The sequence below is a fragment of the Kitasatospora sp. CB01950 genome (assembly GCF_001905465.1).
Taxonomy (GTDB): domain Bacteria; phylum Actinomycetota; class Actinomycetes; order Streptomycetales; family Streptomycetaceae; genus Kitasatospora.
This window is the reverse complement of the sequence record NZ_LISX01000014.1, coordinates 225,741-246,085: the sequence shown is the minus strand read 5'-3', so window position 1 is coordinate 246,085 and position 20,345 is coordinate 225,741. Positions and strand designations below refer to the sequence as shown.

Annotated in this window: 20 protein-coding genes, 1 pseudogene and 1 riboswitch; of the genes and pseudogenes, 14 read left to right on the top strand and 7 right to left on the bottom strand. The window is 70.8% G+C overall.

The window, feature by feature from the left end; translation table 11 throughout:
• On the bottom strand, positions 1-1,648 hold a 1,648-nt coding region (locus AMK19_RS28740), incomplete at its 3' end, for a DUF4011 domain-containing protein (protein ID WP_158071961.1).
• Positions 1,649-1,967: 319 nt separating this feature from the next.
• Between AMK19_RS28740 and AMK19_RS28735 the strand changes: the two genes are divergently transcribed.
• Together AMK19_RS28735 and AMK19_RS28730 are read left to right on the top strand one after the other, a co-directional pair.
• Positions 1,968-2,660, top strand: a complete 693-nt coding sequence (locus AMK19_RS28735; RefSeq protein ID WP_073816863.1) for a DUF6445 family protein — start codon at positions 1,968-1,970, stop codon at positions 2,658-2,660.
• A 79-nt stretch (positions 2,661-2,739) separates the two neighbouring features.
• Positions 2,740-2,935, top strand: a riboswitch (cobalamin riboswitch).
• A gap of 52 nt (positions 2,936-2,987) precedes the next feature.
• Positions 2,988-4,082, top strand: coding sequence for a HoxN/HupN/NixA family nickel/cobalt transporter (locus AMK19_RS28730; protein WP_073816933.1), 1,095 nt, complete (start codon positions 2,988-2,990; stop codon positions 4,080-4,082).
• A 7-nt stretch (positions 4,083-4,089) separates the two neighbouring features.
• Here the strand turns inward: AMK19_RS28730 and AMK19_RS28725 are convergent, their stop codons facing one another.
• Positions 4,090-4,935 carry a DMT family transporter gene (locus tag AMK19_RS28725; protein ID WP_073816860.1) on the bottom strand — a complete coding sequence of 282 codons (846 nt, stop codon included), beginning with the start codon at positions 4,933-4,935 and terminating at the stop codon, positions 4,090-4,092.
• Between the two features lie 116 nt (positions 4,936-5,051).
• Here AMK19_RS28725 and AMK19_RS28720 point away from each other — a divergent pair, with 116 nt between their 5' ends.
• On the top strand, positions 5,052-5,630 hold the full coding sequence (locus tag AMK19_RS28720; RefSeq protein ID WP_073816857.1) for a helix-turn-helix domain-containing protein: 579 nt from the start codon (positions 5,052-5,054) through the stop codon (positions 5,628-5,630).
• Positions 5,631-5,688: 58 nt separating this feature from the next.
• Here the strand turns inward: AMK19_RS28720 and AMK19_RS28715 are convergent, their stop codons facing one another.
• Entirely contained in the window at positions 5,689-5,931 is a 243-nt protein-coding gene (locus tag AMK19_RS28715) for a type B 50S ribosomal protein L31 (protein WP_073816854.1), read from the bottom strand.
• A 38-nt stretch (positions 5,932-5,969) separates the two neighbouring features.
• Entirely contained in the window at positions 5,970-6,134 is a 165-nt protein-coding gene (rpmG, locus tag AMK19_RS28710) for a 50S ribosomal protein L33 (RefSeq protein ID WP_073816850.1), read from the bottom strand.
• A gap of 133 nt (positions 6,135-6,267) precedes the next feature.
• Between rpmG and AMK19_RS28705 the strand changes: the two genes are divergently transcribed.
• The 4 genes from AMK19_RS28705 (at position 6,268) to AMK19_RS28690 (ending at position 9,389) form a co-directional block, all read left to right on the top strand.
• Positions 6,268-7,374 (top strand): aminopeptidase P family protein, encoded by a 1,107-nt coding sequence (locus AMK19_RS28705; protein WP_073816846.1) that lies wholly within the window; start codon positions 6,268-6,270, stop codon positions 7,372-7,374.
• A 70-nt stretch (positions 7,375-7,444) separates the two neighbouring features.
• The gene (gene efp, locus AMK19_RS28700) at positions 7,445-8,008 is read left to right on the top strand and encodes an elongation factor P (RefSeq protein WP_073816843.1); all 564 of its coding nucleotides are present in this window, start codon (positions 7,445-7,447) and stop codon (positions 8,006-8,008) included.
• Positions 8,009-8,010: 2 nt separating this feature from the next.
• Positions 8,011-8,448 carry a transcription antitermination factor NusB gene (gene nusB / locus AMK19_RS28695; RefSeq protein ID WP_073816840.1) on the top strand — a complete coding sequence of 146 codons (438 nt, stop codon included), beginning with the start codon at positions 8,011-8,013 and terminating at the stop codon, positions 8,446-8,448.
• Between the two features lie 110 nt (positions 8,449-8,558).
• Complete coding sequence (locus tag AMK19_RS28690) at positions 8,559-9,389, top strand: thioesterase family protein (protein ID WP_073816837.1); 831 nt, start codon at positions 8,559-8,561, stop codon at positions 9,387-9,389.
• Between the two features lie 31 nt (positions 9,390-9,420).
• Here AMK19_RS28690 and AMK19_RS28685 read toward each other — a convergent pair whose 3' ends face one another.
• Positions 9,421-10,485, bottom strand: a complete 1,065-nt coding sequence (locus AMK19_RS28685) for a 2,3-butanediol dehydrogenase (protein WP_073816834.1) — start codon at positions 10,483-10,485, stop codon at positions 9,421-9,423.
• Between the two features lie 263 nt (positions 10,486-10,748).
• Between AMK19_RS28685 and AMK19_RS28680 the strand changes: the two genes are divergently transcribed.
• A complete protein-coding gene (locus AMK19_RS28680) occupies positions 10,749-11,603 on the top strand; it encodes a hypothetical protein (protein WP_073816832.1) in 855 nt (284 codons plus the stop codon).
• A gap of 75 nt (positions 11,604-11,678) precedes the next feature.
• Here AMK19_RS28680 and AMK19_RS37665 read toward each other — a convergent pair.
• Positions 11,679-11,890, bottom strand: a pseudogene (locus tag AMK19_RS37665) (transcriptional regulator); the annotation flags it as partial.
• Between the two features lie 4 nt (positions 11,891-11,894).
• Positions 11,895-12,145, bottom strand: a 251-nt coding sequence (locus AMK19_RS37660) for a helix-turn-helix domain-containing protein (protein WP_241844637.1), incomplete at its 3' end; no start/stop codon positions are given.
• A gap of 260 nt (positions 12,146-12,405) precedes the next feature.
• On the opposite strand from AMK19_RS37660, the gene pyrR reads away from it, so the two are divergent.
• The 6 genes from pyrR to carB are packed head-to-tail and all read left to right on the top strand — an operon-like array spanning position 12,406 to position 20,337.
• Complete coding sequence (gene pyrR, locus AMK19_RS28670) at positions 12,406-13,017, top strand: bifunctional pyr operon transcriptional regulator/uracil phosphoribosyltransferase PyrR (protein ID WP_073816829.1); 612 nt, start codon at positions 12,406-12,408, stop codon at positions 13,015-13,017.
• 5 nt (positions 13,018-13,022) lie between these two features.
• Entirely contained in the window at positions 13,023-14,003 is a 981-nt protein-coding gene (locus AMK19_RS28665) for an aspartate carbamoyltransferase catalytic subunit (RefSeq protein ID WP_073816826.1), read from the top strand.
• A complete protein-coding gene (locus AMK19_RS28660; RefSeq protein ID WP_073816823.1) occupies positions 14,000-15,292 on the top strand; it encodes a dihydroorotase in 1,293 nt (430 codons plus the stop codon). The genes AMK19_RS28665 and AMK19_RS28660 overlap by 4 nt, the downstream gene beginning before the upstream one ends.
• Positions 15,292-15,849: a PH-like domain-containing protein gene (locus AMK19_RS28655; protein ID WP_073816821.1), complete on the top strand. Its 558-nt coding sequence runs from the start codon at positions 15,292-15,294 to the stop codon at positions 15,847-15,849. Before AMK19_RS28660 ends, AMK19_RS28655 begins: the two co-directional genes overlap by 1 nt.
• Positions 15,846-17,036: a glutamine-hydrolyzing carbamoyl-phosphate synthase small subunit gene (gene carA / locus AMK19_RS28650; protein WP_073816818.1), complete on the top strand. Its 1,191-nt coding sequence runs from the start codon at positions 15,846-15,848 to the stop codon at positions 17,034-17,036. The genes AMK19_RS28655 and carA overlap by 4 nt, the downstream gene beginning before the upstream one ends.
• Positions 17,029-20,337 carry a carbamoyl-phosphate synthase large subunit gene (gene carB / locus AMK19_RS28645; protein WP_073816815.1) on the top strand — a complete coding sequence of 1,103 codons (3,309 nt, stop codon included), beginning with the start codon at positions 17,029-17,031 and terminating at the stop codon, positions 20,335-20,337. The genes carA and carB overlap by 8 nt, the downstream gene beginning before the upstream one ends.
• The last annotated feature ends 8 nt before the right edge of the window (positions 20,338-20,345 follow it).

Genomic DNA, 20,345 nt, shown 5'->3' with positions numbered 1-20,345 from the left:
TATCGGAAAGACAACGGCTTCTCAGTGACGTGTGCGGCACCAGAGCGTTGCGCAGGGCAGCGAAGTCTTCCAAGGCTCTTGCGAGGGAATCCAGCTCGCCGCCGGTTCCGCTCAGCTGACGCCAGACGAACGACTCTCCCTCCACTGCGGGTCGCCAGGAGCGGGACACCCAGCGCGCGCTGTCGAGGATGCCGCGAAGGCGTTCCTCCGTGAGGCCGGCGGTGTCGAACTCCGGCTCCGGGGCGAGCTGCGGCAGCGAGTGCAGCAGCGAGACACGGCCCAGGATGTCGTGCAGGGAACGGTTCATGCCGTCGTGGTGTTCGTTCATCGCCATGGCGTAGCCGGAGAGCTCTCGGCGCAGTTCCTGGGCGGTGAGGAGTTCATCGCGGCGCGAGGTCGGGAAGGCCCTGCGGGGCGCGGTGAGCGATCGGCCGAGATCCTGGGCCACTTGCTTGCGGTTGGCGGTATTGCTGTGCAGCGCAAGGATGTAGTCGTCCAGGCCGACCTGCTCAAGGCGGTTGCGCACCACGTCGAGTGCAGCTGCCTTCTCGCTGACGAACAGGACACTGCGGCCCTTCTCCAGGAGGCCCGCGATGATGTTGGTGATGGTCTGACTTTTGCCCGTGCCGGGTGGGCCGTCCATGACGAAGCTGCGCCCCTCGACCGCGGCGGCGATGCATTGACGCTGGGAGGAGTCGGCGTCCAGCACGAGTGGAGCCTGTTCCGGTGGCTGCTTCTGGTCGATCAGGTCGAGTGGCACCGGATCGAAGTCGAACGCGTCCACGGTGCCTGCCGTGTCGGCGCCCAGACCCAGGGTGCGCACCAGCGGGCTGGCCAGGATCCGGTGCATGTTGTCCCGAAGATCTCGGTACATCACCTCCTTGCTGGAGTTGAAGGCGTCCAGGACGATGCGCTCACTGACCTGCCATCCGGCGCGGTCCGAGACGGTCCGCCGAACCTGGTCCAGCAGAACCATCGCGTCGGTGGGCTCGATCTGCTCGGGAGCGGGCCATTCGATGCCCATCTCCTCCATCTTGACGGCCAGCGCGGGGTTGAAGCTCAACTCCTCGTCTCCGTTGAGCTCCAGGAGGAAGGAGTCGCCCTTCCACTTGCGCAGCCGCACAGGTATCAACAGCAGAGGTGAGGCCACAGGGTCAGCGTCGGCGGCCGGACGCCAGTGGAGGAAACCGACGCCGAGGTGCAGAACCCAGAGTCCGAAGTCGTTGTACTTCTCCTGCGCGACGGTGGCCAGGCGTTTGAGGTGCCTGTCCTGCTCGGCCTGGGTCGTCTTACTGGTGCGAAGGCCGAGCCGGGTGCTGCCACCACCAGCGCGGGAACTGGGAGTGTCGATAGGCCGACCGCCGGTCGGCTTCGAGAGTTGCACACCGGTGTGACCAGGCGGTTCGGGCTGTGATCCGCCACCGGAGAGAGACTCCAGCACCGGGGCGAACAGGCATCCCTTGGGCAGTGCTTCCAGCACCTGCGTCAGTTCCGGGGCAATGATGTCGGTACCCGCCTGCTTGCTGCCGCGCCGGTAGTGCACCAGGCGGTTTCGAAAGCCCAGGTCGATGAGGGACTTCTGCCAGGACTCCAGTAGCGGCTTCAAGGGGTCGGCGGCGCTGCGCTGTCCGGAGTGGCGGTAGGCCATGCAGGTGACTCCGTTCAAACCTGTCGGGTCGTGTGAGATTCGTGACGGTCGAGTGGGGGAGCATAGTGCGTTGGCGTGGCGGTAGCGGGTATGTTCAGAAGTTCGTACTGCAGTCGAGACAGGCGTCGGCGAGTGCCCGGAAGGCCGGGGTCGCCACCTGGCGACCTGCTGACGAGATACGCGCGCCCGCTGTGTACTTGGGAGGCCGACGACCAGTTCCAGGCAAATGCGTTGACGCTCCGTCACCGGGGAAAGCCTTGACGGAAGGTTGACCGGGGCTTGGGCGAGGGTCCCTGGGTGCGCTCCTATTGTCGGGTCCATGCCCGTACAGCCGTTTCAGGGTCCGCGTCCGACTCCGACCCTTCCGGTCCTGCCGTACCGCAAACCGACCAGGGGTCGGGACTACTGGGTGCTGGACGACGTCCTCCCGGATCCGGACGCGGTGCGTGCCCGGCATCTGGCGCGTACCGACTGGGACGAGGGGTACCCGCACAAGCCGGAGTCGTGGCCGGGGTTGCGGGGGATGCCGGGGCTGGAGCCGGACGAGTTGGCGCACGTCGAGAAGGTGGTGCGGGAGACCGTCGGGGTGCCGAGGGTGTGGGCGCTGGGCGAGGCCGAGGGCGGGACGTTCAACCACAACTGCGTGCAGGTGGTGGGGGAGGGGGAGTGCGAGCCGCGGCCGCACACCGACTCGCGTTCGCTGTGCCGGTACGCGGCCGTGCTGTATCTGAACCCGAACGTGCCGAAGCGGTGCGGGACGAGCTTCTACCGGCAGAGCCTGCCGGGCGGCCGGCTCGGCGGGAACACCGTGGTGGCGCCGCACAACAACCTGGTGGACGCGCTCGGCACCCGGTTCGTCCCGCCGGACTCGTTCACCGAGGACCTGGCCGTCCCGCACCGCTACAACCGGCTGCTGCTGTACACCGCCAACCTGATGCACACCGCGACCGAGTACTACGGCCGGACGCTGGAGGAGAAGCGGATGACCTGCGTGTTCTTCTGGATGGCCTGACGGGCGGTCGGCCCGCCGGGCGGGGTGATCTTCGACACCTGTGCGACGGTGCCGTCTTGCCGCCGCAGGGGGAGCGCATCTACGGTGGGCGGGCCGTGGTGTTCGGGAAGCCGGTGCACTGTGCTCGTCACAGGAGTCCGGAGCGGCCCTCGCCACTGTGATCGGGGAGTCGTCGGCTCCCACCTCGCGCCACTGGCCGTTCGCGGCCGGGAAGGCCGGGTGCCGACGCCGAACACCCCGTCAGCCAGGAGACCGGCCACGGCATCTCACGAAGTGATCCACGAGGTGCTGGAGCGTGATGCGCGGATGACCGCGTCCGATTCGACCATGCCCGGAAACGTCCCGGGCTCCCCCCTGCCGTCCTTCCGCTGGCGGCGGGAAGACACCCTGCGCACCGTCGGCCTGATGGCGGTGATCCTGCTCCTGCACGTGGTGGCGTTCGGGACGCTGCTGCTGCTGGTGGTGCCGGAGAAGTACCAGGTCGGCACCCAGGTGTTCGGTGTGGGCCTGGGCGTCACGGCGTACACCCTGGGCATGCGGCACGCCTTCGACGCCGACCACATCGCGGTGATCGACAACACCACCCGCAAGCTGATGGCGGACGGCCGCCGGCCGGTCTCGGTGGGCTTCTGGTTCGCCCTCGGGCACTCCTCGATGGTGGTGCTGATGGCCGCGCTGGTGGCCGGCGGCGCGGCGCTGGCGGGCACGCTGATGGACGAGGGTTCGACGACCCATCAGGTGCTGGGCACCGTCGGCACCACCGCCTCGGGCGCGTTCCTCTACCTGATCGCGGCGCTCAACCTGGTGGCGCTGCTGGGCATCCTGCGGGTGTTCCGGGCGATGCGGGCCGGCGAGTACGACGAGGCCGAGCTGGAGAAGCACCTGGACTCCCGGGGTTTCCTGGCCCGGGTGCTGGGTCGGGCGACCCGTTCGATCACCCGGCCCGGTCAGATGTTCCCGGTGGGCATGGTGCTGGGTCTGGGCTTCGACACGGCCACCGAGGTCACGCTGATGGTGATGGCGGGCTCGGGCGCGGCGTCCGGCCTGCCCTGGTACGCGATCGTCTGCCTGCCGCTGCTGTTCGCGGCGGGGATGAGCCTGTTCGACACGCTGGACGGCACGTTCATGAACTTCGCCTACCAGTGGGCGTTCTCCAACCCTGTCCGCAAGGTGTACTACAACCTGACCATCACGGGGCTGTCGATCGCGGTGGCCTTCGTGATCGGCACCATCGAGCTGGTCGCGGTGCTGCACGACAAGTTCGGCCTGGACGATCCGGTGTCCGGCTGGATCGCCGGACTGGGCCTGGACAACGTGGGCTTCGTGATCGTCGGCCTGTTCGTGGTGGTGTGGGCGGCGGCAATCGGCTACTGGCGGATCGCCCGGCGCTCCAAGGCCTTCGCCGGGGCCGGGGCGGCCTGATCCGGCGTCAACCTGCCGCAAGGATCAGCGTTCCGGCGACGGCCAGCCCCGCGCCGACCAGCTGGACCCGCAGCAGGCGCTCCTTGAGCAGGCCGCGCGCCATCAGCGCCGTCACCACGGGGTAGAGCGAGGCCAGCACCGCCGCCACCGCGACCGAGCCCAGGTGGGCGGCGGCGGCGTACAGGCCGTTCGCGGCGACGTCGGCGACGCCGACGGCGGTCAGCGAGGGCAACGAGCGGGCCGCGCCGCGCAGTTCGATCGGCTCCCGGCGGGCGGCGGCGGCCAGCATGCCGACGCCGACCACCGCGTTGGTCAGTCGTTGCACGCACAGCGTCAGCAGCAGTCCGCCGCCGGCGCTGGCGTGCGCGATCAGCGCGAGCACCGCGCCGAACGCGAACGCGGCGGAGAGGGTGAGGACGAGCACCCGGCGGCTCACGGCCGGTCCGCCGCGCTGCGGGCCGCCCGCCAGCGCGACCCCGGCGATCGCCACCAGGATCCCCAACCCCTGGACGGCGCCCGGACGTTCGCCGAGGAACAGACCCACTCCGATCGGCACCAGCACGCCCACGGTGGCCAGCGGCGAGACCACGCCCATCGGCCCGAGCGCCAGCGCCCGGTAGAAGGCGAGCAGCGCGACCGGCCCGATCACGCCGGCGGCGACGGCGTACCAGAGCCCGGGTCCGGCGTCCGCCCAGCCGCCGGTGGCGGTGACGGCCGGCACCAGGACCAGGGCCGCCGCGGTCTGCGAGAGCACCACGACGCCGAGCGCGGGCAGCCGGCGGGTGATCGCCCCGCCGCCGTAGTCGGCGACGCCCCAGAGCAGGCTGGCGAGCAGCGCGAAGGCGGCGCTCACGAGAGCGGGGGAGAGGTCAGCATGGTGGACTCCGCAGTACAGTCGATGGATCTGTTGTGCGGTCGCAGCATAGTTCAACCCAGTGAACCGACCCAACTAAAATATTGGACTCAAGCGTGCCGGAACCCGATCTCGTCACCCAGGCCCTCGCCCGCAACCTCAAACGGCTGCGCACCGAACGCGGCCACACCCTGGACGCCCTCGCGGCCCGCTCCGGCGTCAGCCGCGGCATGGTGGTCCAGATCGAGCAGGCCCGCACCAACCCCAGCGTCGGCACCGTGGTCCGGCTCGCCGACGCCCTCGGCGTCTCGATCGCCCGGCTGCTCGACTACGACGAGACCTCGGTGGTGCGGATCGTCCCCGCCGAGGAGGCCGTCCGGCTGTGGAGCGGCCCGGACGGCGGCAGCGGCGTCCTGCTCAGCGGCATCGAGGCCCCCGGCCCGCTGGAACTGTGGAGCTGGCACCTGCGCCCCGGCGAGACCCACGCCTCCGACCCGCACCCGCCCGGCACCGTCGAGATCGCCCGGATCGACGATGGCGAACTCACCCTGATGCTCGACGGCCGCGCCCACCGCATCCAGGCCGGCTCCACCGCCTCCTACGAGGCCGGCACCGCGCACAGCTACCGCAACGAGGGCGCCGTCGACTGCCGGCTCACCCTGGTGGTCTCCGTCCCCCCGTCGGCCGGCCGGTGAACACGCCGAAGGGCCCCGGGAGTCTCGTCAACTCCCGGGGCCCTTCGGCATGTTGGCGTCAGAGGCCGTACCTGCGGCGGTACAGCTCCACTCGGCCCGCGGTGTCCAGCAGGCGGGCCTTGCCGGTGTAGAACGGGTGGCTCGCGGAGGACGTCTCGACGTCCACCACCGGGTACGTCCGCCCGTCCGTCCACTCGACCGTCCGACCGCTCGACGCGGTGGAGCGGGTCAGGAACGACAGGCCGCCCGTCTTGTCCCGGAACACCACCGGACGGTACTCGGGGTGCACTCCCTGCTTCATCTGCTCCTCCTTCGGCAAGCCTTCGAACGTGTGGGTGGTCAGCGGGCCTCGCGGAACTCCACGTGCCGCCCCGCCACCGGGTCGAACTTCCGCAGCACGATCCGATCGGGGGTGGTCCGCCGGTTCTTGCGGGTGACGTAGCTGAAGCCCGTGCCCGCCGTGGACCGGAGCGTGATCACCGGTCGCAGCTCGCTGCGCGCCATCTCGAACCTTCCAATCCCGGCAACGATTGCCGTTTTCATGTGGCCACAACGCGGCCCGGGCCCGCCGCATTCCCGCCACCGATCGGGCCCGTCCCGACGGGCGGCCCCGGGGCCCGGTTCGTACGCTCGGAGCATGTCCGACGCGCACGCCGCCCGACGCGAACGCCTCCGCGAGTACTGCAGCGCCTCCGGTGCCGACGCCGCGCTGATCACCCGCGCCGCCAACGTCCGCTACCTCACCGGCTGCCCACCGTGCGGCTCCGTCCTGCTGCTCACCCGGGAGCGGGCGGTGCTCGCGCTGCCGGAGGACGTGCCGCCCGAGGAGGCGGTGGAGCGCGAGGTGGACGAGGAGGTCACCCGGCTGCCGGTGCCCGCCGAGACGGACGCCGCGTTCGCCGCCGCCGAGGCCGCCGCCCGGCTGCGGGTGCAGGACCTCGCCGTCGAGGAGCACGACCTGACGGTGGCCCGCCACCGCGCCGTGGCCCGCGCGGTCGCCCCCGCCCGGCTGCTCGACCTGGACCGGACGGTCGAGCGGCTGCGGGTGGTCAAGGACGAGCACGAGCTCGCCGACCTGCGGATCGCCGCCGAGATCGCCGACCAGGCGCTCGGCGAACTGCTCGAATCGATCCTGGTCGGCCGCACCGAACGCCACCTGGCGATGGAACTGGAACGCCGGATGATCGACCACGGCGCCGACCGGGCGGCCTTCCCGGTCTCCGTCGGCACCGGCAGCCACTCCGGCCTGGAGCGCCACCAGCCCACCGACCGGCGGGTCGAGGAGGGCGACTTCCTCACCGTCGCGCTGGGCGCGCAGTACCGCGGCTACGGCATCTCCACCGCCCGCACCTTCGTGATCGGGGCCGCCCCCGCGTCCTGGCAGGTCGAGCTGCACCGCCTGGTCTTCCGCGCCCAACGGGCCGGCCGGGAGGCGCTCGGACCGGGCGTCGAGCAGCACGTGCCGGACGACGCGGCCCGCTCGATCCTGCAGGCCGCGGGGCACGCCGAGCACTCCGTCCACCCGCTGGGACACGGTATCGGCCTGGAGAACAGGGAGGCACCGCGCCTCGGGCCCGCCGACATGGGTAAACTGGACAATCGCGTGCCGGTCACTGTCGGTCCAGGAGTGCATCTCCCGGGTCGCGGCGGGGTCCGGATCGAGGACACGCTCGTGGTGCGACCTCCCGAGGAGGGCGGGCCCGAGCTGCTCACCATCACCACCAAGGAGCTCCTCGCGCTGTAGGCCCGAAGGGTCGCGGCGGCGCACTGCTTGGTGTTCTTTGACAGCGGACATATCAGGAGTAAGTGCGCCCGTGGCTACCACGAACGATCTCAAGAACGGCATGGTCCTCAAGCTGGACGGCGGCAAGCTCTGGTCCGTCGTCGAGTTCCAGCACGTCAAGCCCGGCAAGGGCCCGGCCTTCGTTCGCACCAAGCTGAAGGAGGTCCTCACCGGCAAGGTCGTCGAGAAGACCTTCAACGCGGGCATCAAGGTCGAGACCGCCAACGTCGACAAGCGGACCATGCAGTACTCGTACCGCGACGGCGACGTGTTCATCTTCATGGACATGGACACCTACGACCAGATCCCGGTCGACTCCGCCACCGTCGGCGACGCCGCCAAGTACCTGCTGGAGGGCTTCGAGGCCCTGGTCGCGCAGAACGACGGCGTCCCGCTGTACATCGAGCTCCCCGCCGCGGTCGAGCTGGTCATCTCCGAGACCGAGCCGGGCCTGCAGGGCGACCGCTCCACCGGCGGCACCAAGCCCGCCACCCTGGAGACCGGCGCCGAGATCCAGGTGCCGCTGTTCGTCACCACGGGCGAGAAGGTCAAGGTCGACACCCGCGACGGCAGCTACCTCGGCCGGGTCAAGTAATCGTGGCCTCTGCTCGCACCAAGGCCCGCACCCGGGCCTTTCAGATCCTGTTCGAGGCGGACCACCGCGACGTGGCCCCCGAACGGGTGCTCGCCGACTGGGTCGCGCGCTCGCGCGACCCCCGTCCGGACGAGGGCATTCCGCAGGTCGCGGAGTACACCATGCAGCTGGTCGAGGGCTACGCGCAGCACGCGCGCACCATCGACGACCTGATCTCCACCTACGCGGTGGGCTGGACGCTCGACCGGATGCCGATCGCCGACCGCAACGTTCTCCGACTCGGCACGTACGAGCTGATCTGGGAGGACGGCACCCCTGACGCGGTCGTCCTGGACGAGGCCGTGGAGATCGCCAAGGAGTACTCGACGGACGAGTCGCCGGCCTTCGTGAACGGCCTGCTCGCCCGCTTCCTGGAGCTCAAGCCGACCATTCGTCGCTGAGCCCCGCAGTACCTGTTCGAAGGCCGTCGGACCTGTTGGTCCGGCGGCCTTCGCGCGTAAGCTACCGGCAAGTAATGTGTTTTTTGCGTCTGCGCAGAAGGGCCTCAGTCATGCCGGAGACCACCAGCGAGTTCGACCGGGGCATCGCGCTCACCCCGCACCCCGACGAACCCGGCCGCTACGACGGCGAACTCGGCGCGGGCTGGCAGATCGGCGGCGGCGTCAACGGCGGACTGCTGCTCGCCTTCGCCGCGCACGCCCTCGCGCTGGAGGCCGGCCCGGGCCACCCGCACCCGCTCACCGTCAGCGGCACCTTCGTCTCGCCGTCCCGCCCCGGCCCCGCCACCGTCCGCACCGAGATCATGCGCCGCGGCCGCAGTCTGGCCACCGGCAGCGCGATCCTCTCCCAGGACGGCGAGGAGCGGCTGCGGATCACCGCCGCCTTCACCGACCTCGCCGCCCTGGACGCCGAGGTCGCCACCACCGCCGTCCCGCCCGTGCTGCCCGCCCCCGAGCACTGCGTGGGCATCGAACACGCGCCCAAGGAACTCATCGCCCAGGCCGCCCTGTTGGAGCGGATGGACCTGCGCCTCGACCCGGCCACCGTCGGCTGGGCGCTCGGCGAACCGTCCAAGGAGGGCCGCATCCAGGGCTGGTTCAAGCTCGCCGACGGCCGCCCCGCCGACCCGCTCTCGCTGCTGCTCACCGCCGACGCGCTGCCCCCGGTCACCTTCGACCTCGGCCGCCCCGGCTGGGCCCCCACCATCGACCTCACCGTCCACCTCCGCGCCCTGCCCGCCGACGGCTGGCTGCGCGTGACACACGCCACCCGCAACGTGGCCGGCGGCTACTTCGAAGAGGACTGCGAGATCTGGGACGCGGACGGCCGCCTGGTCGCCCAGTCCCGCCAGCTCGCCAAGACCCCGCGCCCGCTCGGCTAGCGGGCACGGGGTCGGGTTGGTCAACGGCCGGTCAACGGCGGGGGTCGACCAGGATCTTGACGGCCGTCTCGTTGTGGTGGATGAGGGTCTCGAAGCCCTCGGAGACGAGACGGTCCAGCCCGATGGTCCTGGTGATGAACGGCGCCAGGTCGATGCGCCCCTCCTGCACCAGCTTGATGGTCTGCGGATGGGAGTTGACGTAGGCGATGGTGCCGCGCAGGTCGACCTCCTTGAGGACGAGCTTCTGCATGTCGAGCGACGCCGGCCTGCCCCAGATCGAGATGACGGTGATCACCCCGCCCGGCTTGATCGCGTCGAACAGCGTGTCGAGGACGGCGTTGACGGACGTCGCCTCGAACGCGACGTCCGCGCCCCGGCCGCCGGTGAGGCGCCGGACCTCCTCGGGAACGTCGGCGGCGGCCGGGTCGATGACGTGGTCGGCCGCCTTGGCGTCCAGCGCCTTCTGCCGGCGCAGCGAGCTCAGTTCGGAGACCGCGACCTCGACGCCCATCGCCTTGAGCACCGCGCAGGTGAGCAGCCCGATCGGCCCGGCGCCGCCGACCAGGGCGAAGTCGCCGGCCTTCGCGCCCGAGCGCTGGAACGCGTGGTACCCGACCGACAGCGGCTCGATCAGGGCCGCCTGGTCCAGCGGGAGGTCGCCGACCGGGTGCACCCACCGGCGCTCGACGACGATCTTCTCGGCGAGCCCGCCGCCGCGGCCGCCCAGGCCGATGAAGTTCATGTCGGGCGACAGGTGGTAGACCGGGTTGTTCTCGCTGGTGTCGACGTCGGGGCGCAGGATGTAGGGCTCGACGACGACCCGGTCGCCCGGCTTCAGGTCGTCGACGCCCTCGCCCACCGCGTACACGACGCCGGACATCTCGTGGCCGAGCGTCACGGGCGCGCTCTCGCCGGAGACCGGGTGCGGACGGCCGGCGGGCGGGACGAAGATCGGTCCGTCGAGGTACTCGTGCAGGTCGGTGCCGCAGATTCCGCAGTACGCGACGTCGATGCCCACCGTGCCCGGTCGGACGGGGGGCTCCGCGATGTCCTCGATACGGATGTCACCGCGGTCGTAGTAGCGTGCAGCCTTCACGTGAAACCGCTCCTTCGACTGGTTTCCGCTCACGGTCCCGGTCCCGGTGCCGCGCCCGGTCGTGAGCCGGGGCTCGCCGTGGCACAGCCCCGCAGGTCATTAGTCAAAACACTGCGCCCCGGAGCGGGGATCGGCCTCCCGGGCGGGACGCCCCGGACCTGACGGTCAGTTGCAGACTTGTGACAGCCTGTGCGTGTGGGGCGGGCGTGGGAGGGGAGAAGACCGGTCAGCAGTTGCTCGACCGAGATCCCCGGGAGCCACCGATGTCCAGGAACAGCCGCAGGCCGCGCCGTTGCGGTGCCGAGCCCTCGCGCCGCAGCGACGAGGCCTTCGTCACCGGGATCCTGACCGACGAGGCCGACTTCGCCCGCGCCCGGGAGTGGCAGCTCACCGACGCACCGGACTACGACACCTACCTGCGCGAGACCGGCGACCTGCTCGCCGAGGCGGTCGACGGGTACGCGACCGTCCGGGCCCGGATGTTCCACCCGGACGACTTCGCGGACTACTGCCTGCTGCACGGCGTCGACCCCGGCGAACAGGCCGCCCGGGACGGCTACCTGGTCAACCCGCCGTTGCAGACCCAGCTGGTCACCTACCGCGGCGAGGACCTCGCCGACTTCGTGCCGCGCCTGGTCCGTGCCCGCGAGGGCGGCCTGACGCTGCGCCACGCCGACCTGGTGATGGACGGCGCGCTGTGCGAGGCGGCCACGGCCGCCGCCGACCCGCGGGTGCGCTGGACGTACCAGCAGGCCTCCGAGGTGTTCCGGCGGATGCTGGTTGGTGCCGGCTGCGGGGCGTACGAGTTCCGGATCGCCGTCGACGCCCCCGGCGGGCCGCTGGAGGCGCACGCCCGGGTGCTGCACTGGGAGGACGGCGCGGTCCGGATCCACGACGAGGACCTCGACCTGATCATCGCCGTGCTCTGCGCCGGCCTCTACGGCGAACTGCCCGGCGCCGCCGTTCTGCACGGCACCCAGGGCTCCGGCGCGGTCTGCGGCGAGTACCAGCAGGTCGCCTGGGCCTGGCGCAGCACCGGCTTCGACTGGACGCCGGCCGAACTCGCCGTCGACGGCGTCCCGGCCGGCCCCGGGTTCAGCCTCGGCACCGTGGTCTGAGCATGCGACAGCGGGGCGGGCGGCCGGAGAACCGGCCGCCCGCCCCGCTGTGACGTTTCTTCAGAAGCCGGAGGATCAGCCGGCGTCTTCCTCGCGGACGGCACGACGCGCGTCCGGGTTCAGCACGCCCCAGCTGATCAGCTGCTCGGTGAGGATCGAGGGGGACTGGTCGTAGATCACGGCCAGCGTGCGCAGGTCGTCCTGGCGGATCGAGAGGACCTTGCCGTTGTAGTCGCCGCGCTGCGACTGGATGGTCGCGGCGTAGCGCTGCAGCGGGCCGGCCTTCTNNNNCGCGGCGGCGGCTCGGCCGCGCCGCCCGGGGTGCCGCCGGGCAGCAGCTCCTGGACCGGGACGCCGTAGAAATCGGCCAGCTCGGCGAGGCGCTGCACCGTGACGGCACGGTCGCCGCGCTCGTAGGAGCCGACCACGACAGCCTTCCAGCGGCCGGTGGACTTCTCCTCGACGCCGTGCAGGGAGAGACCCTGCTGAGTGCGGATCGCCCGGAGCTTGGCCCCGAGCTGCTTCGCGTAGTCGCTGGACATGGATCTCCCCGGACGAGATTTCGCGTGCGCTGAAATGGGAGCGACGAGGCTCACTGCGGAGCACGTTCGTAACTCCCTGTGAGGTTACGTAGAGTGAGGGTTGCGCGTCAAGCCGAATGGGGCACTCGTGCGAACGCGTGTCGAACGGGCCGAGATCAGCGCACTGCTACGATGAGCGAGGTTCTGGCTGCGGCCGGAAACCACTTCCCGACATCCTTTAAGGCCCGTCCAGTGAGGCGGGGAAGGAGGTCCGCTTCGGCATGACCACACCCAGTTCTGCTCCCCGCGCCCCGCACCAGGTGCTGGACGCCACCGACGTCGCCCGGGTCGTCACCCGGATCGCCCACGAGATCGTGGAACGCGCCAAGGGCGCCGAGGACGTCGTGCTGCTCGGCATCCACACCCGCGGCGTCCACCTGGCCCGCCGGCTGCGCGCCAAGCTCACCCAGATCACCGGCCGGGAGATCCCGTTCGGCACGCTGGACATCACCATGTACCGGGACGACCTGCGGCTGAAGCCCGCCCGGGCCCTGGAGCACACCGAGATCCCCGCCGACGGCATCGACGGCAAGCTGGTGATCCTGGTCGACGACGTGCTGTTCTCCGGCCGCACCATCCGGGCCGCCCTCGACGCGCTCGGCGACATCGGCCGCCCGCGCGCCGTGCAGCTGGCCGTGCTGGTCGACCGCGGACACCGCGAACTCCCGATCCGCGCCGACTACGTGGGCAAGAACCTGCCCACCTCGCTGCGCGAGGCCGTGCAGGTCCAGCTCTCCGAGACCGACGGCCGCGACGCCGTCCTGCTCGGCGACCGCGACTACGCCGCCCGCTCCTCCCAGGCCCTCGCCGCCGACCCCCAGCTCCCGGAGTAACTCGCGTGAAGCGCCACCTCGTCTCCGCCGCCGACCTCAGCCGCGACGACGCGCTGCTGATCCTGGACACCGCCGAGGAGCTCGCCCAGCTCTCCGGACGGGCCGTCAAGAAGCTCCCCACGCTGCGCGGCCGCACCGTCGTCAACCTGTTCTTCGAGGACTCCACCCGCACCAAGACCTCCTTCGAGGTCGCCGAGAAGCGGCTGTCCGCGGACGTCATCAACTTCTCCGCCAAGGGCTCCTCGGTCTCCAAGGGCGAAAGCCTCAAGGACACCGCGCTGACCCTCCAGGCGATGGGCGCCGACGCCGTGGTGATCCGCCACCACGCCTCCGGCGCCGCCGCCCGGCTGGCCGGCTCCGACTGGCTGCACGGCAGCGTCATCAACGCCGGCGACGGCACCCACGAGCACCCCACCCAGGCGCTGCTCGACGCGTTCACCATGCGCCGCCACCTCAACCCCGGCCTCGGCCGCGACCTGGCCGGCCGCAAGGTCGCCATCGTCGGCGACATCCTGCACAGCCGGGTCGCCCGCTCCAACGTGCACCTGCTGACCACGCTCGGCGCGGAGGTCACCTTCGTCGCCCCGCCGACGCTGCTGCCGATCGGCATCGAGACCTGGCCCTGCCAGGTGTCCTACGACCTGGACGCGGTGCTGCCGAAGGTCGACGCCGTGATGATGCTGCGGGTGCAGCGCGAGCGGATGAACGCCGCGTTCTTCCCCACCGAGCGCGAGTACTCGCGCCGCTACGGCCTGGACGGGCTGCGCCTCGCCACCATGCCGGAGCACGCCATCGTGATGCACCCCGGGCCGATGGTCCGCGGCATGGAGATCACCGCCGACGTCGCCGACTCGCCGCGCTGCACCGTGGTCGAGCAGGTCGCCAACGGCGTCTCGGTCCGGATGGCCGTCCTGTACCTGCTGCTCGGCGGAGCCACCATGGCAGACGCACCCCGCACCACCGAAGCCCTGGAGGCCGCCCAGTGACCACCTACCTGATCCGCAACGCCCAGATCCTCGGCGGCGCCCCCCAGGACATCCACCTCGTCGACGGCGTCTTCGCCGCGATCGGCGAGAACCTCGACGTCCGGGCGGACATCGAGCTCGACGCCACCGGCCTGGTCGCCCTGCCCGGCCTGGTCGACCTGCACACCCACCTGCGCGAGCCCGGCCGCGAGGACGCCGAGACCGTGCTGACCGGCACCCGGTCCGCCGCGATGGGCGGCTACACCGCCGTGCACGCGATGGCCAACACCTTCCCGGTCGCCGACACCGCGGGCGTGGTCGAGCAGGTCTGGCGCCTCGGCCAGGAGTACGGCTACTGCGACGTGCAGCCGGTCGGCGCCGTCACCGTCGGCCTGGAGGGCAAGCAGCTCGCCGAGCTCGGCGCGATGCACGACTCCGCCGCCGGCGTGCGGGTCTTCTCCGACGACGGCAAGTGCGTGGACGACGCGGTGATCATGCGTCGCGCGCTGGAGTACGTGAAGGCCTTCGACGGCGTCGTCGCCCAGCACGCCCAGGAGCCGCGGCTGACCGCCGGCGCCCAGATGAACGAGGGCCTGGTCTCCGGCGAGCTCGGCCTCGGCGGCTGGCCCGCCGTCGCCGAGGAGTCGATCATCGCCCGGGACGTGCTGCTGGCCGCGCACGTCGGCTCCCGGGTGCACATCTGCCACCTGTCCACGGCCGGCTCGGTGGAGATCGTCCGCTGGGCCAAGGGCAAGGGCTGGAACGTCACCGCCGAGGTCACCCCGCACCACCTGCTGCTCACCGACGAACTCGTCCGCAGCTACGACCCGGTGTACAAGGTCAACCCGCCGCTGCGCACTGCCGCCGACGTGGAGGCGCTGCGCGCCGCGCTGGCCGACGGCACCATCGACGCCGTCGCCACCGACCACGCCCCGCACCCGGCGGAGGACAAGGAGTGCGAGTGGGCGGTCGCCGCGATGGGCATGGTCGGCCTGGAGACCGCGCTGTCGGTCGTGCAGCAGACCATGGTCGACACCGGCCTGCTGAACTGGGAGGGCGTCGCGGACCGCATGTCGCACCGCCCGGCGCGGATCGGCCGACTGGCCGGCCACGGCCGTCCGATCTCGGTGGGTGAGCCCGCCAACCTGGTGCTCTTCGATCCCGCGTACCGTGGAGTCGTGAACCCCGAGACCTTCGCCACGCGCTCCCGCAACAGCCCGTACAGGGGCATGGACCTGCCCGGACGGGTGCACGCCACCTTCCTCCGCGGTGAGGCCACCGTCCTCGCCGGCGAACTGGTCGAGCACTGATGCTGCTCGCCACCGAGAAGGGCCGGGTGACCGACTGGCCCGGGTACATCGGTGCGACGGTCGGCCTGCTGATCCTGGTCGCGCTGGTCTACTGGCTGATGCGACAGGGCTGGAACTGGCGCCGGACCCTGCAGTCCGACCTGCCGGAACTGCCCGCGGCGCCGGAGCAGTCGGGCGAGGCCCTGCTGGCCGGCCCCGGCCGCTACCACGGCTCCACCACCGCCGGGAACTGGCTGGACCGGGTCGTCGCACACGGCCTGGGCACCCGCAGCCTGGCCGACCTCACCCTCACCGAGCAGGGCCTGCTGGCCCGCCGCACCGGCGCGGACGACCTGTGGATCCCCGCCGAAGCCCTCACCGGCGCCCGCACCGACTCCGGCATCGCCGGAAAGGTGGTCCCCTCGGGCCTGCTGGTGGTCGGCTGGACGCACGGCAGCGGTGAGTTGGAAAGCGGTTTCCGGTTGGACTCCGCCGCCGATCACGACGCCTGGGTCGAGGCCGTCGAGGCACTGGTAACACGTACGAAGACGAAGAAGACGGAAGAGGCCGCGACATGACCGCACCTGCCCCCACCACGCAGCGCACCAGGCGGGAGCGAGTGCCTGCCGTGCTCGTCCTGGAGGACGGGCGGACCTTCCGCGGCCAGGCCTACGGCGCGGTCGGCGAGACCTTCGGCGAGGCGGTCTTCAACACCGGCATGTCCGGCTACCAGGAGACCCTGACCGACCCGTCGTACCACCGCCAGGTGGTCGTGATGACGGCCCCGCAGATCGGCAACACCGGCTGGAACGACGAGGACGACGAGTCGCAGCAGATCTGGGTGGCCGGCTACGTGGTCCGCGACCCCTCCCGGGTCGCGTCCAACTGGCGCTCGAAGCGCTCGCTGGACGAGGAGCTGGAGCGCCAGGGCGTGGTCGGCATCAGCGGGATCGACACCCGTGCGCTCACCCGCCACCTGCGCGAGCGCGGCGCGATGCGCGTCGGCATCTTCTCCGGCCCGGCCGTCGAGGACCAGGCGGCGCTGCTCGCCAAGGTGCAGCAGGCCCCGGAGATGAAGGGCGCCGACCTGTGCGCCGAGGTCGCCACCAAGGAGGCCTACGTCGTCCCCGCGATCGGCGCGAAGAAGTTCACCGTCGCCGCCGTCGACCTCGGCATCAAGGGCATGACCCCGCACCGGATGGCCGAGCGCGGCATCGAGGTGCACGTGCTGCCCGCCAACGCCACCGTCGAGGACATCTACGCCGTCCAGCCCGACGGCGTGTTCTTCTCCAACGGCCCGGGCGACCCGGCCACCGCCGACCGGCAGGTCGAGGTGCTGCGCGAGGTGCTGGCCAAGAAGACCCCGTTCTTCGGCATCTGCTTCGGCAACCAGATCCTCGGCCGGGCCCTCGGGTTCGGCACCTACAAGCTCAAGTACGGCCACCGCGGCATCAACCAGCCGGTGCAGGACCGCACCACCGGCAAGGTCGAGGTGACCGCCCACAACCACGGCTTCGCCGTGAACGCGCCGCTGGACAAGGTGAGCGACACCCCCTTCGGGCGGGTCGAGGTCTCCCACGTCTGCCTCAACGACGACGTGGTCGAGGGCCTTCAGGCACTCGACGTCCCCGCCTTCAGCGTGCAGTACCACCCCGAAGCGGCTGCCGGCCCGCACGACGCCGCCTACCTCTTCGATCGGTTCGTCGAGCTCATGCGAGACGACAACAAGCACAGCGTGAGTTCTATGGAGGCCCAGCGTGCCTAAGCGCACCGACATCAAGTCCGTCCTGGTGATCGGCTCCGGCCCCATCGTCATCGGCCAGGCGGCGGAGTTCGACTACTCGGGTACGCAGGCCTGCCGGGTGCTCAAGGCGGAGGGCCTGCGGGTCATCCTGGTCAACTCCAACCCGGCCACCATCATGACCGACCCGGAGATCGCCGACGCCACCTACGTCGAGCCGATCACCCCGGAGTTCGTCGAGAAGATCATCGCCAAGGAGCGCCCCGACGCGCTACTGCCGACCCTCGGCGGCCAGACCGCGCTGAACACCGCGATCTCGCTGCACAAGGCCGGCACCCTCGACAAGTACGACGTCGAGCTGATCGGCGCCGACGTCGAGGCGATCAACAAGGGCGAGGACCGCGAGCTGTTCAAGGGCGTGGTCGAGGCCGTCAACGCCAAGATCGGCCACGGCGAGTCCGCCCGCTCGGTGATCTGCCACTCCATGGAGGACGTGCTCGGCGGCGTCGAGACCCTCGGCGGCTACCCGGTCGTGGTCCGCCCGTCCTTCACCATGGGCGGCGCCGGCTCCGGCTTCGCGCACGACGAGGAGGACCTGCGCCGGATCGCCGGCCAGGGCCTGACCCTCTCGCCGACCACCGAGGTGCTCCTGGAGGAGTCCATCCTCGGCTGGAAGGAGTACGAGCTGGAGCTGATGCGCGACAAGAACGACAACGTCGTGGTGGTCTGCTCGATCGAGAACTTCGACCCGATGGGCGTGCACACCGGTGACTCGATCACCGTCGCCCCGGCGATGACCCTCACCGACCGCGAGTACCAGATCCTGCGCGACATCGGCATCGCCGTGATCCGCGAGGTCGGCGTCGACACCGGCGGCTGCAACATCCAGTTCGCCGTCGACCCCGTCGACGGCCGGGTCATCGTCATCGAGATGAACCCGCGCGTGTCGCGCTCCTCCGCGCTCGCCTCGAAGGCCACCGGCTTCCCGATCGCCAAGATCGCCGCCAAGCTGGCCGTCGGCTACACGCTCGACGAGATCCCCAACGACATCACCGAGCAGACCCCGGCCTCCTTCGAGCCGACGCTCGACTACGTGGTCGTCAAGGTGCCGCGGTTCGCGTTCGAGAAGTTCCCGTCCGCGGACGCCACGCTGACCACCACCATGAAGTCGGTCGGCGAGGCCATGGCCATGGGCCGCAACTTCCCCGAGGCGCTGAACAAGGCGCTGCGCTCGCTGGAGAAGAAGGGCTCGCAGTTCGCCTTCGTCGGCGAACCGGGCGACAAGGACGAGCTGCTGGCCAAGGCCGTCGTTCCGACCGACGGCCGGATCAACACCGTCATGCAGGCGATCCGGGCCGGCGCCACCCCCGAGGAGGTGTTCGACGCCACCAGGATCGACCCGTGGTTCGTCGACCAGCTCTTCCTGATCCACGAGATCGCCGTCGAGCTCGCCGAGGGCGACAAGCTCGACCCGGAGCTGCTGCGCCACGCCAAGCGGCACGGCTTCTCCGACCAGCAGATCGGCGAGATCCGCGGCCTGAAGACCGACGTGGTCCGCGAGGTGCGGCACGCGCTCGGCATCCGCCCGGTGTTCAAGACCGTCGACACCTGCGCCGCCGAGTTCGCCGCCAAGACCCCGTACTTCTACTCGTCCTACGACGAGGAGAACGAGGTCGCGCCGCGCACCAAGCCCGCCGTGATCATCCTGGGCTCCGGCCCGAACCGCATCGGCCAGGGCATCGAGTTCGACTACTCCTGCGTGCACGCGTCCTTCGCGCTGGCCGAGGCCGGGTACGAGACCGTGATGGTCAACTGCAACCCGGAGACCGTCTCCACCGACTACGACACCTCCGACCGGCTGTACTTCGAGCCGCTCACCCTGGAGGACGTGCTGGAGATCGTCCACGCCGAGCAGCAGGCCGGTCCGCTGGCCGGCGTCATCGTGCAGCTCGGCGGCCAGACCCCGCTGGGCCTGGCGCAGGCGCTCAAGGACAACGGCGTGCCGGTGGTCGGCACCTCGCCCGAGGCGATCCACCTCGCCGAGGAGCGCGGCGCGTTCGGCCGGGTGCTGAAGGAGGCGGGCCTGCCCGCGCCCAAGCACGGCACCGCTTTCTCCTTCAGCGAGGCCAAGGCCATCGCCGACGAGATCGGCTACCCCGTCCTGGCCCGCCCGTCCTACGTGCTCGGCGGCCGCGGCATGGAGATCGTCTACGACGAGGCCTCGCTCGCGTCCTACCTGGAGCGGCACGCCGGTCTGATCTCCGAGCACCCGGTGCTGATCGACCGCTTCCTGGACGACGCGGTCGAGATCGACGTGGACGCGCTGTACGACGGCGAGGAGCTGTACCTCGGCGGCGTCATGGAGCACATCGAGGAGGCCGGCATCCACTCCGGCGACTCCGCGTGCGCGCTGCCGCCGATCACCCTCGGCGGGTTCGACATCAAGCGGCTGCGCTCCGCAACCGAGGGCATTGCCAAGGGAGTTGGCGTCCGCGGACTGATCAACATCCAGTTCGCGCTGTCCGGCGACATCCTGTACGTGCTGGAGGCCAACCCGCGCGCCTCCCGCACCGTGCCGTTCACCTCCAAGGCGACCGCCGTGCCGCTGGCCAAGGCCGCCGCCCGGATCTCGCTCGGCGCGACCATCGCCGAGCTGCGCGCCGAGGGCCTGCTGCCGCGCGAGGGCGACGGCGGCACGCTGCCGGCCAACGCGCCGATCTCCGTCAAGGAGGCCGTGATGCCGTGGTCGCGCTTCCGCGACGTGCACGGCCGCGGCGTGGACACCGTGCTCGGCCCGGAGATGCGCTCCACCGGCGAGGTCATGGGCATCGACAGGGTCTTCGGCACCGCCTACGCGAAGTCCCAGACCGGCGCGTACGGCGCCCTGCCCACCAGCGGCAAGGTGTTCGTCTCGGTCGCCAACCGCGACAAGCGCAACCTGGTCTTCCCGGCCCGCGCGCTGGTCGAGCTCGGCTTCGAACTGCTCGCCACCACCGGCACCGCCGAGGTCCTGCAGCGCGCCGGCATCCCCGCCACCGTGGTGCGCAAGCACTCCGAGGGCGAGGGCGCGGGCGGCGAGAAGACCATCGTCCAGCTGATCCACGAGGGCGGCATCGACCTCATCATCAACACCCCGTACGGCACCGGCGGCCGGATGGACGGCTACGAGATCCGCACCGCCGCGGTCTCCCGCGGCGTCCCCTGCCTGACCACCGTGCAGGCGATGGGCGCGGCCGTGCAGGGCATCGACGCGCTGCACCGCGGCGAGGTCGGCGTGATGTCGCTGCAGGAGCACGCGGCGCTGATCAACTCCGGCCGCAACTAGGTCCACAA